A 19215-nucleotide genomic window follows, 5' to 3' on the forward strand; every position below is an offset into this window, starting at 1 on the left:
CACTCTCCACATTCCCCGTATGCGGGAACCTGAGTGGTTTTGATTCAATCTGTCATAGATAGCCAAAACCTTGATATATAGGGGATATTAATGCTCTGATATTTATCTGTTTGGTTTTGATTTGTTCGTTGATGACGGAGTTCTTCAACAATCCGTCAACAACTTTAATATCGATTTTTCTTAATTGTTATTTACACAAGTTCACTATAATGCAATCTCGATAAATGCTTCATCATGATAATTAACAAATTTCGTTCTAAAGGCGCTAGCTACATCTGAATTAGATGTAGTGAACAGAATCTGCTCACCTTCCTTTGCAAACTCCTCTAGTAAATCTAGCAAGCGACCAGTGTGTTCAACATCTAAGTGAGCTGCAGCCTCGTCGAACATCAAAAATCGTGGTGCCTGCGGTGAAGCAAAATGCAGAGCAAACAAAACGGATAATGTCAGAGCAATGCGTTGTCCGGTGCTTAGTTCATAGGGAAGAAGAACATCGCTTTCCTGATCTCTTTTACAATGAATACCATTCCCTTGAACTATAATCATTATTTCTTCGGAAGGTTGAACTAACCGCTTGTAGTATCGATTTATTTCTGCTACGTGGCGTCCAACAACATCAAAAGTGTACGTGGATAGCGGCTTCATCTTTTCAAAAGCTCCCACAGCTGATTTAACCCGCTCACTCTCCGCTCGAAGTTGTTCCAGTACCTCTTTCCTGTCAGCTATACGCTGTTTGTAATAATTAACATCATCATACTGGTGGGAAAACTGTTTCTGATAGCGTTCTGTCATCACTCTCAATTCCTCGAAGCTTACCAACCACTTGGCTAATGGTGTGACTTGAGATAACTGAAAATGGTTAAGAATCACCTGTATCGCGATGTATTGTTGTTCGATCTTGTTTTTTCGTAATTCAATCTGTGAAAGAGTGCTCTCTGATCTTTGTATATCCTCGATCAGTTGGCTTATTCTAACATTTTTCTGATTTAAAGATTCGTTATTCTGATCAACAGCATTCATCTCGAATTGAAGTCGTTTCGTCAAAATGATTAACTTCTCCTCAATGAAAGTACCGAATGTTTGAGTGTTGCTTTCTTGAAAAAATGCCATATACAAAGAGTTAGAACGAGCGAAGAGATCTGCTTGTTCGATTACTGCCTCATAAAATCCTTTTGACTCCATATTCTCTAGTATGGATCGATACTCTTCCAGCATTTGCATGGTATCAATATTCAGGTACCACTGCTGAAATAGTGCTTCAAGATTATTTCCGTTGCCCGATGTCGATTGTGGATCGATCAAATAAAGGAGGGCCGGGTTCTTTATCAGAAATCCGTTAATCATTCGAGCTAATTCATCTGCTTGCAACAGAACCTGTACCTCAGAAATTCTTCGCTTAATTTTCTCCTTTTCCGTGAAAACTTGTTGCAGTAAGTCCTGGGAAATACTCTGATTCTGTTGTTCAATTCTATTCATAAGTAACTGTGGTGAATCATGAATAACACCACATAGTGGACACTGTTCATCTTTCGTATGATTCAAGTATTGGATGCCCAGTGCATTTAGCTTCGCCCGAATCTCATCTAATTGTGCTGATATCGCAGTCAGTTCCTGCTCTTTGCCATTTGCCTGTTGTAACTCTAGTACCATTAAACTATACTGATCTTTCAACTCGATTTTGCGCTCTTCTTCCAGGGTAATTAGAGGAACATGATTAATCAGTTCAAAATTAGGAAGTGTCTCACTAAAGAGCCTAAGTGCCTGCAAACCATTAATTATGTCCGTAGTTTCCCGAAACTTGATAACCAAATCGGGGTTCTCTACAATATGTTGAACTTGTTTCCAAACTTCTTTTGTGTTTAACCAGTCTTCAGTCTCCTTTTCAATCGTTTTCACTTGCAATTTTGCACGATGCTTCATTGTGTTGAGCTGAGTCAAATTATCAAACAAAGAGTCCTTCTCAGTCGTAAGAGATTTGATTTTACTATCTTCTAGGGCATATTGCTTTATTATCCGCTCCTTCTCCTCTATAATTCCTCCAATGGTCTCTAAATACGGTTCATGTAGGCTCTGCTTTATACGTTCTACACATTCAACTACGTTCTCAACACTCTGTGCAACAGAGACCATATGATTTGTACCGTGATAAGTAGTTTTACAATTAGTTCTACGTAAAATATCCTTAAATTGACGATCGTCAACCTTTTGTTCCCTTTGCTTTTCCGCATCCTCCAGAGATTGTAGATACCACTCAATATTTTGTTCTATGTCTGAAATCCTTGCCGTTTTCTCCTCGAGGAGTTCTCGAAACTCTTGGGCATACCTTGTCCAATTTTTTTCCATGCTTATTAATGATTCGTCAAAAAGAAGCCGGGAGAACTTATCTAACAAATCAGGATCCTTCTTCTTACCCGGATCCAGACTTTCCTCCATGACAAACTTGTAAGCCGAATTGACATCAAAATAATTAAAACGAAAGAATTGATCATTAATTGTCGATTTAGATGAGCCTGTTGAAGTACCATACCATGAGGTTTCTAGCTGTTTATAGAAGGCAGGTTTTTGACCGGATATGAAGGATACACCTGACTTTTGATCTTGTGTTCTGCATTTAACTTCAGTCTGCATAGATTGAAAAGTTTTATCTTTTACATCTTGCAGACTGCGAATTTGATTCGTTAATGCAAGCTCAATCGCTTCCAAAATGGAAGTTTTTCCACTTCCATTCTTCCCCCAAATCAAATTCACCTGACGAAAATCGATTACATTATACGGAAGCCGGCCCTTTGACCGAAATTTAGACACATTTAATCGCTCAATCATCTGAATCGTAGCAACATGGGTTTGCTGGGCATTTGAAATGGATACGTCATTATTGTTGATCATAATCTCAGGTGCGATAAAAGTTTGGCCTGATAAATACTTTTTAATCGAAGCGGAACTATACTTATTAGTTAAGCATCCTGTTAAACCTACTGTGTGTAACTCATTTGCCCAGTCTATTAATGGAGTGTTCAGCATTGCAATTCCTCCCACTATAAATTAATGTTTTCTCGCGTTTGCTCACTCATTCTTAGATTTTCAACCATCAACATTCCAGAGAAGTGGGCGAAGCATGTAATTATGGAATATTTTTCTGGATGAGCCGGTGGCGGGAATAAAGATTCGAATCTTTTTTCCAATCTATTGGTAAATCGTATGACCGCACATTTGGATATCCACTCCATTCCCCTGACGGCTTACCCTCCCATGTCACGCTGGGTCTTCGCCCTTACATTCCTTCGTTCTGCCTCTCAAGGTGTGGACGCCGCTTCTTGCTCCTTTACTGGGTCGTTGCCCTTACGGAATAGATCCTGCGGCTGCTCCGTGCTTCTGTTGTCATTGGTTTACTTCCAAGCTCTTGTGAGAAACGAGAATATCGTTTGAATTTAAGCTACCATCTGTATTTGGGACTGGCGTACAGGTCCTAATACGTCGGACGCATTGTACGGAATGCACTTCGTGCCTAGTGTGTACAGTACGCGAATGAGCTTCCCGCAGAGTGCCACTATAGACTGCTTCTTCTTGAGCGGATTATGACTTCGCTTCGTAAAGTAATGGTGCAACGCCTTGAATTCGGCGTTTTTGGCGACCATCGGCATCATCGCCCGAAATAGCAAGGCTCTTAGTCGGGATCGTCCACGCTTGGTAATCGTGGACTTGCCCTTCTTCTTGCCGGAACTGTTCTCTTTGAGGTTAAATCCAGCAAGACGGATGATCTGCTGCCCATGGTCATAACCGCTAAGATCACCAACTTCAGCCAAGAAGCCCGCCAGCGTAACAACGCCGATTCCTGGTACTGTCAGCATTTCATTTGTACCTGGAATTTGTGCAAGCAATGCTTCCACTTGCGCCATGATTTCTTCAAGTTGCCTTGAGAATAGTTCATATTGTTCCAGTAAGGCCTTGAGCTCGATTTTCGCCGCCGTCAGCCCTTCGGTAAGTCCAATTGAGTTTGTGGCAGCTTGTAGGAGTTGCGCTGCACGTTTGGAGCCAACCGCTCGCTTCACGTCTTCCTTCCATCGGTTCACGATTGTACTCGCGCCAAGCGATACAATCTCCTGTGGCGTCGGAAATTCACGAAGCGTGATGAGCGAGGCCTTTCCTTCCCAATCTTTAAACACAAGGCTGTACTCCGGAAAGAAGCGATCAAGCCAGTTCTGGATACGCCGTTGGACTTGACCGAAGTTCACCATCACCTTCTCTCGAAGGTTCATGAGAATACGAAGATCGGCATAAACGCTCGTAGGCAATTTGGGCTCGCTGTACTTGCCATTGCGAACTAAATCAGCGATTAACCTAGCATCCTTGTAATCATTCTTCGTCGGTGAATTGTCTTCAAGTTCTTTGCTTTTATTGACGTGATGAGGATTCACGATAACGACTTTGATGTTTTCTCGATGCAGAAATTCGGCCAGTGGAAACCAGTAGTGTCCGGTTGGCTCAATGCCCAAGATGATATCCGTCTTGGCGTATTGCCGCTGAAGCTCCTTCATCCACGAAACGAGTTTCGTCAGGCCAGAATGGTCATTGCCGAACACACAGTCCTTACCAATCTCGATTCCGCGGAAATCGACAGCTCTGGCAACATGCGTTTTCTTGGCAATATCTGCACCGACAACAAGGGTTAATTCGGTAATTTGTTGAATACGTTGATTCTGCTTTTTCGATTGCTTATACTTCATTGTGGAGTACCTCCTGTACGGGTAATTGTTCTTTGGACGGAACGTTTCCCAGTTTACAGAAGGTGCTTTTTTTATTCAAACCCCAAATTCATTCATTACAGGAATGGCTCCTTGTTGTTAATTTTGCAGCACATTTATTACAATATGTTATCCGTGTAGAACTTTTATGAATATGAGAAACATGAGTGGAATTAAAATCAGCTTAATCCGTTTGTAATACATTTTTCGACTCCATTCTACCAAGATTTGAACAGACTTTTTTTAAAAGTAATCCGATAAATATTGAAAGTCGATACAATTATTAATACATGTGAAACTTCTAGAATTAGAAAACGCGTTGACACGTGTAAGAGAAATGAATAATGCATTTGTCATTTCTTTTATTCGTTTGTCCCCTTCACCGATCCCTTCTAGCAACAAAATAATATGAGAGCTCTCCCAACCTTTATAGCTATGGTAACTGCAAATTTTCAAACGGTCCTTACCAGGCTGGAATTTCCACTTCTCGTTTCTGCGATTTTTATTATCTCTTTGACCACTTATGTCAAAAACATGTGAAACCGCATAAAAACTCTTTCTATATTGATTAACAATTTCAATTCCCGTTTCCTCTTTCATCGTTATGATCGTAATATCATCTATGGTACTAATTCTATCTGAGAGTACTTGATTTATCTGGTTCTGAATAATGGGAAAGCGATTTTCATATAACGGCACATTTATCCATTGCAGCCGAGTAAATAAGTCGATCTGGGCATTCGGCAACTGAAACTGTTCTTGACCTTCCAATCCCAACACATATTCCAACCTTTTAATCTGATAGACTATATTTTCAGGCAGACGCTGTGTCACATTCAAATAACCAACTTGCCCCCTAAAACCTATTCCAGTGATTTGGTTAGCGTCAGTAATCCACATCCCCCTATCCTCGTATATGCTTTGAGCCCGATCATACATAACCAGCAGCTCACCCTGAGCGGTGAAAAAGTTCTTCAAGAAGATAATCCATTGACCAGTGAAATCTTGGCCCTCATCTATCAAAATACAATCATACTTTAAATACCAGGGATGATTAGATGTAATACCTTCAACGATGTGGTTCATAGCTTCTTTTGTATACTCTTCAACTGTACCGCCTGATGGTTGAATACCCAATTCCGCACTCAAAATTTTTAAGAATCCATGAAAATGTGAGATGGTAAGGTGTGACTTCAATAATCTTCTGTCACCTTCACCAAACTGTTGACTGCATAAATCTCGAATGTAATGTCTCAACGTGATATTAAAAGTTAAAAGCAGAACATTATGACCTGATTTTATTGCTTCTACTGCCTTTGATGCTAGAATCAACGTTTTTCCAGACCCGGCTACTCCGCCCCAGCGACGAATACTGCCTTTCCTGATTGGTACCAAGTTTCTCTGTTCTCTTGTTAATACAATCAGATTTGATCTTTCGCGAGCATAGTCACTGGGCCGTAATATATGATCCAGACCATCTACAAGCTTTTGCATGGATTGATCTGGTCCTTTTGCAAAAGTAGAACGCTGATAGAATAAACAGGGTGGATACATATCATCATTTCTGTGAGATGTTTGACATAAGTAATCGAGGTCTGATCTTGTCCATATGAGACATTCTTTTGGATTGGGATATCCGCAGAAGTCTAGTGCTCTATCTCTTTTAGCAACATGGAAATAAATAATTGGTGTAACCATTGCTTGGGCTTGCTGTTGATAATTTTCAGTTGCATTTACAAACTCATGGATCTCATACCTCAGGATTAATTCTTTGTATGATTTTACCTGAAATACGGGATTTTTCTTTATATCACGGCCATTTTCTCCACGAATCAGTCCATCGCTTCCGTATCTAGGAATATCCAAATGCCAATCCTTCACCTCGATAATAAATATACCTTTTTCTCGGTGAGATAAGATGAAATCTGGATGCATCGAGTTCACGATTGGCTGCTCATATAGCGTCCAGCCGTCAAATAAAGGGGTTGAGCATATTCTATCTTTGAAATATTGTTCTCCCTCTGTGATAGGTTCTCTCGTATTGGGATTCTCAACAACAGTTACCCCTTTTCTTTCAAACATTCCAATCACCCCAATAAAATCTTATGGCAAAACACAAGAAAAACGGGCTCCCTAAGAGATGACCCTGAGGGGAGCCCAAAATCGAATCCATTATTTGATTTGCATTGGTTTATTATCGATAAAAATGTCCAATGAAAAATCCTCCAGGTCCTCTCCATCATCTTGGATAGGCTCAGGAACATGAACAGGCTGTTGGAACAGTTGGTCGTATTTTTGCCTCAGTTCCTGAAGTTCCTCCTCCAAGCAGAGAATTCTGGTTCGTTGCGGCTGCAGTTGTGCTTCCAGTTCTTCCACCTGTCTACTCAGACTATTTATTTCTCTCTCAAACTGCTGTGCTTCATTTTCCTTCTCCATTCTCAAGACGAGCATTTTCTTACTCCATTCCCCCTCTAGCTGCTGCTCGATCTGCTTCGTGAGAACGGATTTCTCTTGTTCTAAGGTAGAAACCTTACTCTGAAGTTGTCTATTTTCCTGTTGAAGATCGTCTTTTTCTTTTCTGATCTCCCCTACCAATGTCCCTAAGCGACCTGATTCCTTCTTTTGTGTTTGTAGCTGGGATTCCAATCCCTCCACATTTTTCTTAGCATCTCTGTTTTGCTTTTGTAATGCCTCATTATGTTTCTGCAGCATTTCGTTTTGTTGTTCTTTCTCTTTTAGTTCTTTGCTAAGATTAGTTACTTGGTTTGTCAGGTTATTTATCTGTTCATGAGCCGCCTCATATTTGCTGCGATAATCCTCCCCGACGGAAGACAAGCGCTGCTTCAACAGGCCCATCACTTTAACTGCTTCATCCAACCCAGAAAGCAGCTCCTGATCTGAGGCGCTCTCTTCAGTTCTTCCTTCGCTCAATGCCTCTTCCGTTTCGTCAAGGGTTTTCAATTCTAGCTCTCCTAACTGAAACTCTTCCCCTGGTTTTACGCCAGTCTCCTGATAATATTTTTTTGGGTATTTTTCAATCAATGCCGGAATAAGCGGGTGGAGCACAGGGGAATCAACGAAACGGAACAGTGTGATCATGGACGATACTTTCATTTTTTCTTGGATCGCCCAATCCATGATTTCTTCCCAGTCTTCCAATGCTATTTCCTTGATGGCGCAATTTTGTTCCTTTTCGATGCGCTCAATGATATCTGATGCCACAAAATCCATCCAAAAAGAGACGCATAAATTGTAAAAATTATAGCCTTCAAACAAGTGTGGATATACCCTTTGGACAATTTCTTTCCTTGTCATGGATTTACGGGTTATTTCCGATGTGGTAATTCCCACCTTCTTCAATAACTTGGTCTCTAATTTTAATCCCGTATATAAAGTCAAGTCTGGCATTTCGGCAAGCAATGCCGCATCCACATACTTATCAATTCCCTCCACAACCGTATATGGATAATTTTTGTTCCGTGACTTCCCGCTTTTCTTGCTCATTCAAAAAGCCCCCCATTTTCCCGGCTCACGGCCACATGTCCTTTTTCCTGCTTCATATTCTTCATAATTTGTTCCAACTCACGCCTAACTCGGGGATTTTCCTCGTTTTGTCTGGCGTTATAAAGGATGTGTTGCGGAAGAATCTCCTTTTTCGTATTGACATGCAATCCGATCAATCGGTAGATCTCCAGTCGCAACGTTGCATTCGTGGTACGGGAAAGGATTTCTTTCAGGGTATTTGCCAGTTCACGCGGCAAAACATTCGGACGTTGGAGCGCAGTGATAATGGAAAGCAACTCGGAATCGTTATACGCTGACAACCCTCTGGAGATTTTCACCAGTGCATTCATCGGCATCTTGGCTGTTAATTTCTCCAACTCGTATTGCTCTTCCTGATCCCCATGTACAAGCAGCTTCATGTACTGGTCAAACGCTGCGTCATCATGTAAGCAAACCAATGCGAACAAAGCATACAGATAAATCTTGTCCTTCTTATAAGATGTGTATTGGCGAAGAAGCGGGATGTGCTCCTGATTTCCTAAAAAGGCCATCGCCAACAAGCATTTTTGACGAAGCTTCCAGCTTTCTGTTTGTTGTAATTCTCTTAATAAAAGCGGCAAAACCTGAGGGTCTTTTGTATGGCTTAACCCGTCGATCAGGTGGACTCGTTTCCCCGGAAATTTGTCGTAAGCCTCCATCAGCATATTGGTTACATAGGGGCTTCCCAGTCCGCCCAACGCTTTGGAAATGCGGTCAATTTTCAGATCGTCATGTTCCTTTTCAAGCATTTCCAGCAGATGGGGCACGGCATCATCCCGGAACGAGCGAACAGCAACAGTGAAAATGGGACGGATTCTGAATTTGCTGCAATTGATCAGCGCCTCGCAAACATCCTTGACTGCAAAAGGACCGAACTCTCCGAACCGATGAGCATATTGTATCGCTTCGTCGAGAAGCTCCTTTTTCTCGGTGTCAATGTCATGAATGATCTGCAGCAGCGGTTTCACTGTTTCTTTAGCTCGGATTTTTAGCAGGGCATCCACACTAATCCCAAAATGGTCAGGATTCTTGGCGTGCCGTAAGATTTCATCCGCCACTTCCTTATCATAGATAGCTCCGGAAACCATAAGTGCGACATTAATGTGCTGGGGAGTCGTCGCTTTTTGCAGGATCCCTTTGATGATTCTTCGGCCTTTTAAACTTCGGTTTGTCAAACGTGCCAGCAGTTGGACCAACTGTTGCCGCTTTTGTTGATGAGAAAGATCGAATTTCCGGCACTCCCGAAAAACAACCTCAATTACTTCGTCACCATATTTCTCTATTTCCTTGGCTGCATTGGCACTTGTCTGTGGGTTGTCGTCATACGCCATTTCCTCCAGCCATCGGACGATTTTGCCGTACTCTTCCTCCGTCAGATTGGTCTGCAAAGTCTCGAAGGAAATGTCTATATAGCCAACGCGCCCGAGATACTCCACTTCCACCTTTTTTTCGATTCCATCTATATATTTGGGACTGCCGATTCCACCCAGTATATCTTCATCAAAATCGTCGCTTTCTTCTTCCATTTCTGCCTGCTTCAACAACTCTTCCCTAATAGACAATTGTTCGTCATCGGATAGATGCTTCTCTTGAACTGCTTGAGGAAGGGTTGCTAACTCATCCTTCAGCTTGCTCATCTGATGAAGCAGATCTGACGATATCCTTTCATGTATAGCCATAAATCATCACCTCTTAATTTGATTGATCTTCTCCAATTGATTTCTGATTGAATCCTTTTCCTCATCTGTAAACTCATGTGCGCCAATGTTAACATCGATTACCTCTGTTTCATCCTCTTTCAGCCATGCCTTCACACTTACTTCCCGCTCCTGATTGCAAACCACCTTCAGAACCAGCTTGGAGTTCTTCTTGACCGGCTTCTTGAAGTTAATCACTGCGGACTTCAGTTTTTTCATATTCAAGGACTTGGCGCTTTCAGCCGTAAAGAGATCCAACTGCATCGCATTTACATCTTCCCTGTCACTTGGCCCTGTCACGAAGAACTTGTCTTCAATCAAGCGTTCGAAAGGGAGTTTTGTCCCCTTTTCCAAAAGGGCAACAGGATCACTTCCGACTACATCTATGAAGATATGGTTCGGAACAATGTTGCTGACAACTACTTCTGGAATGATAAAGCTGTCTTCTGCTTTCGTAAGTTGGTCACTTGAGCGAATTTGAATCTTGTCCAGCATATGGTGGTACACAGCCGCACCGCGACTTACTGAATGCATTGGGTTAATCGTTCGAATCGGTTTGATCCTGCGGTCAAAAATATCAAACAGACGTTCTTGAATGGTAGGATAGAAAGTCATTCCTCCAACAAGGAAAACCGCATCGATGTCCTCTCTCTTCATCTCGCCCAGCTTGGCCGATTTCAACGCATTGAGGATTGGTCCCTCAATATTGGAATGACCAGCTTTTGCCTTCTCCTGGTACATCAACGGCTCGATTACTTTGTCATACTCTTCCTTGGTGATACTTAACAGGGTTACAAGTTCTTCTGGCAGTTGGTCATTGAGCATCTCCTTGTAAACCAAATGATTGAATTCATCTTTGCAATCAAAATATTCACGATTGGAGATTCGCAGCTGGTTTTCGATCCGTGTCGAAAAGAAGGTTTTTGCCTTTTCCGCGAAGTCGAGCAAATTTTCTTGCAGCCTCAACTTGACATTATCATCATACCTGGCCATGAATTCCTGTGTCTTCAACTTTAAATGATTTTTTAGCAACTTCGTTTGGAGCAAATATTGGGTCACTCTTTTATCAAAATCAATGCCTCCCAACTCGGTATATTGGGATATCGACAACTCTTGAATATCAATACCTCCGTCAGGTCTTTCCTCTACTTGAAGAATAGATACATCACAGGTTCCTCCACCCAGGTCAAAAACAAGCAGATTTTTCTTTTTTCCGTCAAAACGTAGCCTTCTGGCAGTGGCGTCCAGTTTTTTTTCTTCGTTCAAAAAGTCAATCAATGCTGCGGTCGGCTCCGGTATCGTATGGATCTGTTCCTTATCAAATCCAGCCAATACCGCTGCTGTCCGGGTAGCCTGTTCCTGCTGAAAGTTAAAATTAGCCGGAACCGTAATGACCACACGTTTGATTTTTTCTCCGGAGTAATATTCCTCGACTTGCGCACGCAGCAGCTTTAGCACGTATGAAGAGACGATCTCAGGACGAATGTCTGTGCCATTCATCGTCCAACTGACGGATTCACCCATATACCGCTTTACTTCCCGGATGACACGTTTGGGATAGACACCTGCCATCCTTTTTGCGAACTTGCCTACATATGGGTTGTTTTGCTCGTCGATATACAGAACCGATGGAAGGGTCCTATCTTGTGTTAAATTGTTTCCCTTCTCGTCAACCTGTTTTACTTCCAGCGTTTTCGAATCGATGTCACCTCTCACTGTCAGATGAGCGACGGAAATTGTCGAATTGGTGGTGCCCAAGTCTATTCCTACATAGCGTTTCATTTTTCTTCCTCCTTCACAATAGCCGCCAACGGACTTACCACAGTCTCCCCATTGAGGGACCATCCGTATTTGACCAGCCTTACACGAACGACATCCCCTTCATGAACAATTGGCCCATCCGTCATGTATTTGCGGATCAACTCATCTTTGTTGATCAGGAATGTGTCCCCGTTTTCATGCAAGCCGGATTCTTTCTCCACTCCAAGACGTGATAATGCAGAAAACAGGTTGACGAGTCTGCCTTGGCTGATCACACGATTTTCGGGCTGTTTTCCCTGGGATTCTTCATATAGATCTGAAAGCAAGTAATGACTGTTTTCGCCGGCAATCGTTTGTAAAATTTCTGTAACCGCCTTTTTCTCTGCTTCTGCGGCCTTCTCCATTTCCTGGGACAACGCCGCTTTCAATCTCTCATTCTCTTCTTCCAGCGTCTTGATATATGACTGGTTGCCCGAATCGGGCGATGCTTGATGGATCAACATCTGCTTCAGCCGTTCAGCGCTATCCAATATCGTGTCAATCAATTGTGAAGAGGTCGGCTGATCAACTGGTTCAGTATGCTCACCCAAGACATCGTGAGCGGTCGGGAAATCCTGTAGATGCTTGGGCGCGGACAAATCAGCTTGCAGGTTTTCCACAGCGATGGGCGTCGGTGCTGTAAGTACCTTGTCCGTGAACAGCGTATCCATATCCCAAAAGTCATCCTCAGCACTTTCCCCAAAATCATCCGTCGAGTTTCCTTCCAGCTGTTCCCAGAAGTTGACCAACTGTTGATCCGTTTGTCCTTCTAAATAACTCGCGAGAATGGTTTTTAATCCCTCCGCAAAAATGACCGGATATCCTCCCATCACTCTTCGATACGCACCCATTTTTGATACAAATACTTTGTTGTCTTTCCGATGAAAGAAATCCATCCGCTTGATCGCGTCCATGATTTCCATGTCCGCATCTTGGCCAATCACCAGATTGATCAATTTATTAGCAAGTTTCAGGTCGAATTTTTTGCCATAACAGAACATCAAAAAACGCAGGATCAGCTCAATCAGCTGTCTGGTATCCTTTTGATAAGCATAAAATGAATCGAGATCTCCTTCACAGATCGCCACAAACGCTTTTTGACAGTTGGGGTATTTGTAAGGAAGCGTCAGTAAATAAGCGGAGACGTGATTACTGGTGAGCTGCAGCTCATGCTCTTCATTCCATTTCTCGCATACGATTTCAGCGATCTCGCGAATACTTTTCCCTGGGTTCTCGTACAACTCTCGTTCCGCCAGAGCCTGCATCCCCCAAAAAATGAGGTTTCGTTCACTCATTTCATGCAACCTTAGTTCCTTTACCACGTTGATAAAGCTTGCGGGATTCATCCCCTTGTTTTGTGCAATCTGTTTCAGTTCACCATTCGTCTTTCCCGCATGTTCCATGATCAATTCAAGCGTACTGCTGTGTGTTAGCATGTTCTCCTCCTTGACTTTGTACCTCGTAGCTGGTTCCATTCCAGGCTGGAATTACCTCAAGGCCCTCGATTTGTCTGAGCAATTCGACCAAAGAAGGGTAAATAACTTCCCCCCTCGCTTTTGTTCCCACCGGTTTATAACGCTTCTGATGCTCCCCATGCATTAAAAAAACAAAGGAAGGGCGCAATTCCATTACCAATTGGACGATTTCCTCTCTGCTGACGTGAGCAGACAGGCGGAACGCTTCAATTCGGGCTCGAATCTCTTTTTCTACTCCATTTACTTGCAATTTGCCACCTGACAGCGATTGCGATTGACTCTTTTTCAGAATGTGTGAGCCTGCACTTTCCTCATCCAGATAGCCGGAAAAAGCAATCAGGCAGTTCTTACTGTCAATCATTTTTTCCGCGTAACGGGAGGAAGCACTTTGCGGAATCAACATGCCGGAACTGGCTACCACGCAGGTTTTTCCAGGAGCAATGAAGTCCTCAAAAAAGCTGTCAAAGATGTAGGAGCTTCCTTTGCGGTTTGAATACAGATCCTGTGCAGCCTGGACACCATCGCCAAATATCAATGGCTTTTCAAAGGTTTCGGGAATGACAGCAGGATTTACAAACTTCCCTAGCTCCGCATAGTCCTGGTAAATGCGGCATACCTCTGTTACCCGTCCATCGAGAAACAACGAGAATGGAAGAAAGTCCTCATTTTTATACGCTTCTTTTAGGATCAGTACGATCTCCTGGGCTCTACCTAGTGCGAATGCAGGGATCAGCACTGAGCCATTCGACTGAATCATCTCATCTACAGTTGCTACGAACATGTTTTCTTGGACGGAGCGCTTCATGCTGGCGTTCGTAGGGAGATAGCCGTATGTGCTCTCCGTAATGAGAATATCCACCTTTAGATTATCCGGTAGTTCCATACCTTTTACGGTTCGCTGGTCTTCGATCGAATAGTCCCCGGTGAACAAAACTGATATTCCTTCCAATTCCATATAAATGGAAGCAGCCCCTAAAATATGTCCGGCGGGATAATACGTGATCCTCCACTCTTTACCACTTGAAGGAATGATGAATGTCTTGGCAAAGTCGACTGCTTGTACACTAAGAAGTGTTTTTTTCACCTGCTCTTCATCATACATATCATTTACAAGTTCTTGTTGACGACTCGATTTAACAGTGTCTGTAAGTAACACTTTCATCAGTGACTTTGTAGCTTCTGTGGCATACACTGGCAGATCAGGGCGTTGAGCAAGAAGGTAAGGAACAGCTCCCACATGATCGAGGTGGGCATGGGTGATGAGTAGAGCGTCCAGATCCTCATATTGAACACCCAGATCAAACATGGGTTGGTAGTCAGGGTGATATGATTCCTCATGCAAATGCATGCCAGCATCCAGCAGGATATGGCGATCATGGATACTGATCAAAATGGAAGTTCCACCGATCTTTTCCCCGCCTCCCAAAAAAGTCACGCGACAACCGTCTAAAATTGGGTCTCTACTCTTGCCCTCTTCGGATCGAAGCAGGGCGTGGTAGGCTCTGATGGCTAGGGGGTGGTCAGCATGTTTGACAAACTCCCGCTTCCATACACTTTTTGCCGCTTCCCTATCCACTGATTCCAGCCTTTGTGTGTAGAGCAGGGTAGTCAAGAGATCGTCAGGAAGTCTGGCATGCTGTTCTTCCAGCGCTGTCAATGAAAGTTGCCCGGTCCAATCTCTGTCCACTAGTGCCAAGTACGTCAAGCGTTTTTTTTCCAGATATTCATCTATAAAAGGAGTGGAATGCAAAGTCTCCATCATTCGCTTGCTTCTTTTACCAGACAATAGGTGCCGATACATCTGGCATACCATCAGAACCTCCCCGTTAATCCGTTCCTCCAGTTCGTGCCAATCTTCCCGGCTTACCCAGCTAGTAATTTCATCGAGGACAATGCTCCAATAAGAGATTTCCTGATGGCGACAAAGCCGCTCTCGCTCCAAATACAAGGTCTTGCGGAGGTGGAATCGTGCCTGAATAGGATTACCCAACAAAAATTCCAACTCTGTCAACAACAGATTGGAATCGATAAAAAGATCGAAATCACCCAGATGCTCCCTGACCCGTTTTTCAATCTGTTCTCCTGTTTGAATTGCCAGGCGGTAACCCAAATCATGCCTGCCACCATGAAATAATTTTTCCGCTATGTACAGCTGATGTTCTGGGAAGTTTTCCATACCAGGCTGATTTTGTAACCACTCGAGCCATTCGATGGATAAGTTACCCTTTTCCCATGCTTTAAGATAGGCTTTCCCAGTAATAGCGAGGCTTGCCCCTTTTTCTATGGCTTTTTTGGCCATTTGGAGAGAATCGATATTCCGATCACAATTTAAATAAAACTGAGCGATTCGGGTAAGAACCGTGGCATCCAATTCGTCTGCAAACTGTTGCAAATAGTTGAAACAATCTCCTGCTTGATCAAAATACCCGCGATTTTCAAGATAAATTGCTTTTTCAACAACTTCTGAAAGTATTGTCATGTTTCACCCTCCTTTCAACAAACGAAATAGGTTAATATTCTCACGTAAATATTTATAGTAAAATTTACCTAATCACACCCTACCATATTTACTGTTTTTCTTCCATAAAGACATGAGAATATAACATCGAATCGATTTAACGTAAGATTACGAGGGTCTATATGTAACCGTCAAGTAGTTTTGAACACTTTTTGCTCATTAAGATTGAACACTTTTTTCTCCGAAAATAGAGCTCCTGTATTTGATTCTGTAGCTGTCTTCGTTTAGTTGGATCACTTCCACTCTGTGAAGCAATCGATCTAATATAGCCGTCGTAATTCCTTGATCACCTATTAATTCTCCCCACTGTTCGGGTCCTTTGTTGGATGTTAATATGATTGAACTTCGTTCATACAGGTTGTTTATGAGGTGGAAAAATAGGTTTGCCTCCCTTTGATCCATTGCCATATACATGAGATCATCAATAATGACCAAATCGGATTCGTTTATTCTTTTAAGCTGCGTTTGTGATTTTGTGAGGTACTCTTGGGTTTTCAATAGATGGATCAACTCTCCCATGGTTGAAAAGGTAACTTGAAAACCCTTTTGTATCGCTTCTAACCCAAGTCCAATTGCAATGTGGGTTTTGCCCACTCCTGGAGGACCAAGAAGGATCAGATTGTACTGTTGTTCTAGCCAATTCAGTTCCTTCAACTGTTTGATTTGGCGGGAACTGATTGACTTTTGCTCATCGATCTGAAATTCATCCAAGGTCTTTTGATAGGGAAACTTGGCCCATTTCAATCTCCTCTCCGCATTTTTTGCTTCTCTCCGTTTCAATTCATAGGTTAAGAGTTCTTCTAGAAATTCCTGATAGGTCCAAGAGAATTTTTCAGCTTTACGAAGGAATTCAGGCAGTTCATTGGCTGTCTCCGCCATCCGAAGATGGCGGAAGTAATTTTGCATGGTCTGTACGGTGCTGTTCAACGTCAAATGCCCCCTAGTATTTTTAAATATTTATCCATTTCCCTCGTTGGTGAAGTGGCTTGTAATGCGGAGAGGTTGCGGAAGTTGCTTGGTATTGCTTGATCGAAACGAGGTTCTGAGGAGGGCTTGGTATCTTTTAGTCGGGAAAGGTGCTGTGCAACATCCCGGAGGTCATTTGCACTCCATAAATGGTCTTTTACACATACATCCAAGGCTTCCTCAATATCAGGTTGGAAATGGGTGATGGCATATTGAACGATTTGCAAATGATCACGTACATACCTCGGATACCGAACGCTTATCTCATGAATAAACAGCATTGCTTTTTCTTGATCGTGAAATTGGCGGATAATGGTCTCCTTATAAGCATGAATCCCTTTAGATCGATCACGTGAGTGCTGTCTACTTTTTATAAGCTCTCCTTTTCCGTGGCAAAGCCGATGTCGTGCAAGAACTTCTCCTTGCGGAGTTGCTCTGACAATCAGTTCCTCTTCATGAATCTCGATAAATACTTGATTCTCTCCCCTTGGACGGTATGTCCCTAAAGGAAGGGAGTACCGATTGGATTTATATTTAATCACATTGTCCTTATGGACAGTTCTTGTTATACTGGATCCACGGTTGCTCTCGAAAGAGAGCAGGGGAGAGACTGGCTTCAAGTGTTGCTTTTCGAGGGCGTGCACTTCAACCGGTCTCTTTTTTGTTGTATGGTGCACATTGTAATTGCCTGTCCGTGATAGCCAGGCCAGAGACCGTTCGTTCCATGCATCGATATTGGAGAAAACCCTGTGTTTGGCAAAGTTTCTTTTCACGAATTTCACTACGTTTTCTATCTTGCCCTTACTTTGCGGATCTGCCTTGCGGCATAAATAAAGGCGAAATCCACGTTCTTGCTTATAAGACTGAAATTCACTCGTCAGGATAATGTCTCCTGCATTTTCACTTACGGTGATCAGGTGATCTTGGTCATAAACCAATTCCTCTGGCATTCCTCCGAAAAATACGAATGCGTTTTCATGGCATCTGATTGCATCCCTTGTGGTAAAGGGTCTGCTTTGCCACTCTACATACTTGAAACGGGAGTGGGAGAGAACAAAAGTGATGAAGTATAATCTCACGTCCTTTTTTTCCATATTTTTAACCGTGACTTCTCCCCAATCCACTTGAGCCTGTTGGCCCATTGGCAACTCGTCCACTGCTTCGTGATCACGAATATGTACAATTTTCGGAATATGGTATATTTCCCTTAGCTCACTAACATAGGATCGAACTGTGCTTCCTCCAATCTTAATGGAAGGATATTTCTCCTTTAACCAGTCCTCGACCTGAGAAGAAGACAGATCTGGATGTTCATGTAACCAACTGAGAATCCTATCCCGGTAGGGATTCAACTTTTTGCTTCTGTTACCAAGGGAATTGACCCAATCTGATGCCTCCTCAAAAGTCATATCTAGATATTTATAGACCGTGTTCCTCGACAGATCCAATTTCCTTGCGATGGCTGCCACCTTAAATCCTTGCTCTTTTAATTGATGAACCTGAAGATACAACAGTAATTTTTCCACCTTTCCCATCCCCCAGCCAAGCTATGTTGAACAAGTAATCATAGCTTAACTGGGTTACCAAGTGAAAGAAAAAAGTGTTCATTTCTATTTGGCGGATACTGTTGAATTTAGTTTAGCAGTTACACTATATACCTACATTAATTCTTAATAGATTTACCCCAATCACAATAGTATAAAACTAATTTTTCACTCTATCTCCTGCAGCCTACATGACATCTCATACTCCTCACGAATGCATGCAAGTATTAAGTGCCAACAGAAGACGACTACCTATTGAACGTCGTCTTCTGCTCATTGAAATTAACAATCAGATTAAACGGTAACATGAGCAAGTTTATGCTACAGGAGCAAATTCACGACAATAAGGATATCGAACTTAACTAACGCAAAAGTTAGTGTAACTGTATCCTTCTCTTGTTTTCTTCACTTCCAAGATAGCAGGTATGGCTTGTTTCAGCTCCTGAACATGTGAGATGACACCTATCATTCGCCCGGATTGCTGCAAATCGATCAAGGTATCAATGGCCTTGTGCAAAGACTCTTCATCGAGAGAGCCGAAACCCTCGTCTATAAACATGGTTTCCAACGAAATGCCACCTTCATAGGATTGAATAACATCAGCCATTCCAAGTGCTAAACATAGTGAAGCATTGAACTTTTCTCCACCAGACAATGTTTTCACGTCCCGCAGCTGACCCGTGTAATGATCATAGACATCAAAACCGAGTCCGCTTTGTCTACCGCGTTTTTCCATTCTGTCACTACGAACCAGATAAAATTGCCCACCCGAAATCTTCTGTAAGCGTTGGTTCGCGTTGAAAATAATCTTTTCCAGAAATTCAATTTGTAAATATCTCTCAAACGAATCAATTTCATAAATCTAAGCCCTACGGGCTCAAGGGTTTTTGAGCATAGAAAAAGGAGTACCTCCCCAAATCTCTAATAAGT

At 42.6% G+C, this 19215-nt stretch carries 10 protein-coding genes and 1 pseudogene; all 11 read right to left on the reverse strand.

The window, feature by feature from the left end; genetic code table 11:
* Nucleotides 1-204: 204 nt before the first annotated feature.
* Nucleotides 205-3021 (reverse strand): AAA family ATPase, encoded by a 2817-nt coding sequence (locus T458_RS39035; RefSeq protein WP_023556484.1) that lies wholly within the window; start codon nt 3019-3021, stop codon nt 205-207.
* A gap of 407 nt (nt 3022-3428) precedes the next feature.
* Nucleotides 3429-4724 carry an IS110 family RNA-guided transposase gene (locus tag T458_RS39040; protein WP_023555147.1) on the reverse strand — a complete coding sequence of 432 codons (1296 nt, stop codon included), beginning with the start codon at nt 4722-4724 and terminating at the stop codon, nt 3429-3431.
* Between the two features lie 261 nt (nt 4725-4985).
* On the reverse strand, nt 4986-6824 hold the full coding sequence (locus tag T458_RS39045; protein ID WP_023556485.1) for a nuclease-related domain-containing DEAD/DEAH box helicase: 1839 nt from the start codon (nt 6822-6824) through the stop codon (nt 4986-4988).
* Nucleotides 6825-6914: 90 nt separating this feature from the next.
* A complete protein-coding gene (locus tag T458_RS39050) occupies nt 6915-8246 on the reverse strand; it encodes a coiled-coil domain-containing protein (protein WP_023556486.1) in 1332 nt (443 codons plus the stop codon).
* Complete coding sequence (locus T458_RS39055) at nt 8243-9964, reverse strand: HEAT repeat domain-containing protein (protein WP_023556487.1); 1722 nt, start codon at nt 9962-9964, stop codon at nt 8243-8245. The genes T458_RS39050 and T458_RS39055 overlap by 4 nt, the downstream gene beginning before the upstream one ends.
* Nucleotides 9965-9970: 6 nt before the next feature.
* On the reverse strand, nt 9971-11764 hold the full coding sequence (locus tag T458_RS39060) for an Hsp70 family protein (RefSeq protein WP_023556488.1): 1794 nt from the start codon (nt 11762-11764) through the stop codon (nt 9971-9973).
* On the reverse strand, nt 11761-13218 hold the full coding sequence (locus tag T458_RS39065) for a hypothetical protein (protein ID WP_023556489.1): 1458 nt from the start codon (nt 13216-13218) through the stop codon (nt 11761-11763). The genes T458_RS39060 and T458_RS39065 overlap by 4 nt, the downstream gene beginning before the upstream one ends.
* Nucleotides 13193-15736: an MBL fold metallo-hydrolase gene (locus T458_RS39070; protein ID WP_023556490.1), complete on the reverse strand. Its 2544-nt coding sequence runs from the start codon at nt 15734-15736 to the stop codon at nt 13193-13195. The genes T458_RS39065 and T458_RS39070 overlap by 26 nt, the downstream gene beginning before the upstream one ends.
* Before the next feature lie 198 nt (nt 15737-15934).
* Nucleotides 15935-16702: an IS21-like element helper ATPase IstB gene (gene istB / locus T458_RS39075; RefSeq protein WP_023554153.1), complete on the reverse strand. Its 768-nt coding sequence runs from the start codon at nt 16700-16702 to the stop codon at nt 15935-15937.
* Between the two features lie 2 nt (nt 16703-16704).
* Nucleotides 16705-18255 (reverse strand): IS21 family transposase, encoded by a 1551-nt coding sequence (gene istA, locus T458_RS39080; protein WP_144083832.1) that lies wholly within the window; start codon nt 18253-18255, stop codon nt 16705-16707.
* Between the two features lie 388 nt (nt 18256-18643).
* Nucleotides 18644-19132: pseudogene (locus tag T458_RS39085) on the reverse strand (SbcC/MukB-like Walker B domain-containing protein); the annotation flags it as partial.
* Nucleotides 19133-19215: the final 83 nt, after the last annotated feature.

The organism is Brevibacillus panacihumi W25, from assembly GCF_000503775.1.
Classification (GTDB): Bacteria; Bacillota; Bacilli; order Brevibacillales; family Brevibacillaceae; genus Brevibacillus; species Brevibacillus panacihumi_A.